A 6,000-nucleotide genomic window follows, 5' to 3' on the forward strand; every position below is an offset into this window, starting at 1 on the left:
TCATTGGTTGCTGGTTGCTTATGACAACTCTTGCGCTACCGCGATGGTGTCGCCGTATAAGTGACAGTTTGAAAAACGGTTGTGTTCAATCTGGCGCAGTTGGGTCGGTACGCGAGTACAGGTTTCATGTACCCGATCACAACGAGCCTGGAAGCGACAACCTTGTGGGATCTCTAATAAGTTAAGCGGATTACCTGGAATGCCGGCCAACTTAGTTTTCGGTCCGGTCAGAGGAGGGAATGAATTGCCCAACCCCTTGGTGTACGGGTGATAAGGCGACTCAAGGATCTGCTTCGAAGGCGCCACTTCAATTAACTCACCGGAATACATGATGCCGATACGGTCGGAGAACTCGACCATCAGAGAGATATCGTGGGTGATGAATAAGATCGAGAAGCCAAACTCTTCTTTTAGCGCGTAGATCTTTTGCAGGATTTCACGCTGAACCACCACGTCCAGTGCGGTAGTGGGCTCATCCATGATGATCATTTTTGGATTCAGTGCCAGTGCAATGGCAATCACCAGACGCTGACGCATGCCGCCAGAAAACTGGTGCGGATAGTCATTCAGGCGACTTGGGTGAATATCGACGATTTCTAACAGCCCCTGAGCACGCTTCACCGCCTGCTCTCGGGTCATGTTAGTGTGTCGCATGATCACATCGCAGAACTGCTCTTCCATCGTCAGTACCGGGTTCAGAGCGTTCATGGCGCTCTGAAAGACCATGGACATTTCACTCCAGCGAAAGCTTTGCATGCGCTCATCGCTGTACTGAAGAATGTCTTCGCCATTAAACAGCACTTCACCGCCGCTGATATACGCAGGTGGCTTATGCAAGCGCATCAAAGAGAAGGCGACGGTTGATTTGCCACAGCCAGACTCGCCGGCAAGGCCAAAGACTTCGCCTTTGCCAATATCGAAGCTGACATCGTTACAAGCTCGAACGTCGCCCGCCTCGGTAATATAGTCAACGCATAGGTTGCGGATTGAAATTAGTGGTTCTGACATGATTAACGATCTCCGCTCCATAGTGCATTTTGTGGCGCAACTTCTACTTCACGCTCTTTCTTGTCTTGTTCTGCGATTTTCTTCCAGCGCTTCATGCCCTTGTGAGAGCGCAGCTGCGGGTTAGCAATTTCGTCCACTGCAAAGTTAAGCAGTGCCAGGCCAGTAACGAGCAGGGTAAGGGCCAAACAAGGTGCAATAACTTCCCACCAGGCACCAATCAGCATTGCCGAAGAGGTTTGTACGTTGTAAAGCATGATGCCCCAGCTCACTGTATTCGGGTCACCCATGCCGAGGAAGGAAATGGTCGCTTCCATCAAAATGGCGTACATCACCGAGCCAATGAAGCTCGCACCTACGATTGAGATAAGATTTGGTAGCAGTTCAACAAAGATGATGCGCAGGCGCGACTCACCCAGCACTTCTGCTGCCTTAACGAACTCCTTTTCACGCAGCGAAAGCGTTTGAGAGCGAATCACCCGGGCACCCCAGGCCCAGGACATGCAGCCAATCACCAGAGCAATGGTCAGTGGGCCTGCTTCACCTATGAAAGCGGCCACCACAAACAGCAGTGGGAAAGGAGGGATAACGAGCATGATGTTCATAGCTGACGTCAGTATCTCGTCTACGCGACCACCAAAATACCCTGCAGAGATACCAATTACCGTCGCCAGAAAGCACACCGTAATGCCAGCGCCAAAGCCCACCATCAGCGAGACACGAGCGCCGTAGGCAATTTGTGACCAGATGTCACGACCCATACGAGTGGTGCCCATCACATGGTCTGCTTTTTTCGACATCAACAGTGTGCGGCGATCGTTTGCCAGATTTTCTGCTACCCAACCGTCCGGACTGGCTTTGGCCAGTTTGACGATGGCGCTTGGATATTCGTGTGGGTTTCCGGTTCGTTTATCTGGTGCGTGTTTAGTAATCAGGGGCGCGGCAACGGCCATAAACACAAATAAGCCAATAATCGACAGTCCGAGTCTTGCGGTGGTGTTACGCCACACTAGCGTTAAGAAACCTTTCATGGTTATTTGCCTCCCTTACGTAGACGTGGATCCAGCACCACATAAAGCATGTCGGCGGCTAGGTTAAAGAAGAGCATAAACAGAGTCATAACAAGCAGTTGCCCTTGCAGAACCTGGTAGTCACGAGCGTGAATCGCATTCAGCATCACCGAACCAAGGCCAGGATAGTTAAAGATAATTTCGACGATGAGCTGACCACCAATCGCGATACCAAGCGACATGGAGAGTGCGGTAACACTTGGCAGTAGTGCATTACGTGCGGCGTAGTTGAAGACGACACGGTTTTCACTCAGACCCTTGCCTTTGGCCATCGTGATGTAGTCTTCGTTGAGCAGGTTGATCATGTTGTTTCGCATATTGACCAGGAAGCCACCAATCTGAATCACCGTGGCACAGAACAGAGGCAGAACTGCGTGGTAAAGCATATCTTTGATAAAGGCCCAGCTGGTCCAGTCAGGTAATGTACCCGCGGTATAGGCGTATCCGGTTGGGAACCACTTCAGGCCAATAGCGAATATGAACATGGCCATCATGGCGATAACGACTTGAGGCATAGCTTGAATAATGAGCATGCCCGGAGTGACAAACGTGTCGAAGCGAGAGCCACGTTTCCAGGCGGCGAAAATACCAAGCACCGAACCAATTGAAAACGATAGAATGACCGCCGTACCAGCAAGGAACAACGACCAGCCAAATGCACTGCCCAGGATCTCATTAACTGACAGTGGGAAGAACTGTACCGAAGTCCCTAGCTCCCAGCTCAGGATGTTCTTCATGTAGTGGAAGTACTGAACAAAGTAGTTGCCATCAACAAAGCCAAGCAGCTCTTTCATTGCTGCGATACGTTCAGGTGTCACCTGTACCGTCGTATTGGCAAACATCATGGTTACCGGATCACCCGGCATGGCTCTTGGAATAATAAAATTAATCGTGGCAGCGACGACCAGCGCTACCAAATAAAAGGACAAACGTCTTAAAAAATAACCCATAACTTACACCTTAATTACCCAGCTTTTCCTTGCTGGTTACCTCATCCTGAAATTCAAGACGAGTCCCCCCCTGACGACGAGCGCCACACCATTTGTTAGTGATATTTTTGGGGGAAGAAAGCGGTACGGATGTACCGCTTTTAGTTTGTGTTTACTTACTTAACTGGTTTTAGGTCCAGTACGTGAAGTAGACGTTCTGGGATACCAGCCCAGATGTTTGGACGACCTTGAGGATTTTGCTCATTCCACCAACCCGCGAAGCGAGAGGTGTTGTACTGGTACATGTAAGCACCTGACATAACAGGAATGGTTACTTGATCCTGAGCGATGATCTTCTGGATGCCGTGAGCAATTTCTAGCTGCTCATCTTTGTTCGCTGTTTTGTAGAAGCTGTTTAGTAGCTTGTCTAGCTCTGCATTCTTGTAGAAGTGCATTGCGAAACGAGGCATACCTTCACCACTTTGCAGTGCTGAGTTGTAGCCAGAGTTCCAGTAAGTGTAAGGATCAGCACCGTGGAAGTAGTTGGTGTAAGCAACGTCGTAGTTACCCTCTAGCATCGCCTGGTTGTACACAGAGAAATCTGGTGTACGTGCTTTCGCTTTGATTCCAGCTTCTGCTAGTTGCTCTACCGCAAGTTGGACAGTGTTGTTAAAGTCAGTCCAGCCGTTTGGAGATTGGATAAGCAGTTCGAAAGACTTACCTGATGGTGTATCAACAAAACCGTCACCATTGACGTCTTTGAAGCCCGCTTTGTTCAGTAGCGCTTTAGCACCTTCAACGTCGTAAGAGTTGTAGCCCTTAAACTTGTTGTGAGTCTTCTCATCTGACCAGGTAGAAAATGCATAACCCAAACCAGATGCAAAGTCGTTCACCGTACCGCCACCGTAGAACGCGATATCAATGATAGTCTGACGGTCAAGAGCCATGGAGAAGGCGCGACGGAAGTCTACGTTAGTCAGTGCTTCTTTCTTAGCAGTATCCTGATGCTTGAAGTTCACCAGGAACGCTTGCGTACCCGCTGGTGGGTACCAGTATTGGTGATTTGGCGATGCTGCTGCGTAGGTGCGGTCAATATCCGGGATGAATGACGATGTCCAGTCCATCTCAGAGTTAACTACTTTACCCAGGAACTGATCGTTGTTGGCAATCTGAGGTACACGCAAACAATCAACTTCTAAGTTATCGTTATCCCAGTAGTTCGGGTTGCGGCACTGAACGTATAGCTGTGGAGTAAACGTATCGATTTCGGTGAATGGACCTGAACCTACAGGGTTTTCGTTAGTGAAGGTCGTTGGATCTTTCACATCTTTCCAGACGTGCTCAGGAACGATTGGCACTTTAACGATTTCGTAAGGAACGTTAGAGTTCGCTTCAGTCGTATAGAACTTAAGTTGGTAGTCATTCAGCTTTTCTACTTTTGTTACCCAAGAGTTGATACCACTTTGGTCAAGCGCTGGGTTATTTTTCACTAAGTTGAATGAGAACAGTACATCATTGGCATTGAACGTTTCGCCATCAGACCATTTCACGCCTTTGCGAATGTTGAACGTTACCGACATCAGGTCATCAGCCATAGTGAAGCTCTCTGCCAGACGGAATACAGGCTTGTTGCCATGCATTTCGTTGAACACGACGAGCGGTTCATACAGGAAATCTGTCGTCGTATGCAGATAAGTTGCCCCCAAATAAGGGTTGAAGTTACGAACAAAAGTGTTGAACTCTTTGGGGTGGATAGTGAGTTCGCTGCGTTCTGAAGCGGTTGCAACAGAGCTAAAGCCTGTTGCTGCGGTCGCAATAATTGCTGTCGCTAGTGCTGTTTTTTTAATATGCGCAAGCATAGCTATTCCTTACTATTTGCTTTTGTTTCACTGGGAGACCCAACTGCTTCTCCCTCACATTGTGCTAAAGCCTACCTCTTTGAAATGGTCCTAAAGAGTGGCCTGTAGGCCTTAGGCGTTACTAAGAAAACACCTTAAAAGACAATTTATCAATTACCCGTCCCGTCAAAATCGTCAAATCCGGGTTGGTTCTCGTCATTTACGTTAAAAACCATCGTCACTGTCTAAAATGCGAGCACTTCTGGCAGGTGATGAATATCACATCTTTAGTTCCAAATTTAAGGTGATGTAAGTGCTCGCTATTCTTGTGTGGTATTTTTTGTATGACTTTTTTTCTTGATGATAACTATGTTGATGCAGATCACGCCATAAAAATTCACGTTAATTCTGGTTGGAAAAAAGTAATGGCAATTTGTTGTGATAGCTATCGCAAAGTCGTTAAATGGCTGCGTTAATCGCAGTTCTTATGGCGCAAATAATGTCGCTTTGTACTCTTTGACGTCGCTATTATTGAGCTTATTTTCCATAAAGTAAAAAGTTACTTTAACGCTGGATGCTGTGGTGGAAAGGGAGGGCTTTATGATGGGGACTTCAAACGTTTTAAACTGTGCAGGAAATGAAGAAGATTGCCAAGGCCTTATCAATCAGGACGGGCCTGACTTCTTTGCGCTATATTAGTCACAATACCAATTAGTCACAATAACATATGCAATAATATGTGCATTTAGCGATTGAACTTGAGCAATAGAGCCAAAAACAGGTCGTTGCTATGAATAGTACTGTCATGTGGTTTAGTTTGTATACTCAAGTAAACTCAAGATGCGTGTTCAGCGAGAATTACTTGGCTTCTAGGCGCGGCAGTGATTTGAAGATCTAGTGGCTCTAAATCGAAAATCGCTAACAAAGCATATAAGCCAAGTAAACTCGCCCTTTGGGAGCTCATCTTGAGGTCACTTGAGTATATTCTCACCGCACCAGGAGTATGGCTAAACACGTTTGCCACACAACTGGTGAACATAAATGGCGCTTCTAGCTATTCGATCAGTTCGTGTTATTTGCTCTCTGTTTCATATCGCACTCTTATAGCAAATAGGGTCTGAAAGTATTTAAGCCGCTTAGGCTTACTCACTATTGTTA

The 6,000-nt window shown here is 47.3% G+C and carries 4 protein-coding genes; all 4 read right to left on the reverse strand.

The window, feature by feature from the left end:
* Positions 1 to 18: 18 nt before the first annotated feature.
* Entirely contained in the window at positions 19 to 1,008 is a 990-nt protein-coding gene (locus C4S60_RS21785) for an ABC transporter ATP-binding protein (RefSeq protein ID WP_103882433.1), read from the reverse strand.
* A gap of 2 nt (positions 1,009 to 1,010) precedes the next feature.
* Entirely contained in the window at positions 1,011 to 2,036 is a 1,026-nt protein-coding gene (locus tag C4S60_RS21790) for an ABC transporter permease (protein ID WP_103882435.1), read from the reverse strand.
* Between the two features lie 2 nt (positions 2,037 to 2,038).
* The gene (locus C4S60_RS21795; protein WP_103882437.1) at positions 2,039 to 3,025 is read right to left on the reverse strand and encodes an ABC transporter permease; all 987 of its coding nucleotides are present in this window, start codon (positions 3,023 to 3,025) and stop codon (positions 2,039 to 2,041) included.
* 155 nt (positions 3,026 to 3,180) lie between these two features.
* A complete protein-coding gene (locus tag C4S60_RS21800) occupies positions 3,181 to 4,863 on the reverse strand; it encodes an ABC transporter substrate-binding protein (protein ID WP_103882439.1) in 1,683 nt (560 codons plus the stop codon).
* Positions 4,864 to 6,000: the final 1,137 nt, after the last annotated feature.

It is taken from the genome of Vibrio hangzhouensis (genome assembly GCF_900107935.1).
GTDB lineage: Bacteria > Pseudomonadota > Gammaproteobacteria > Enterobacterales > Vibrionaceae > Vibrio > Vibrio hangzhouensis.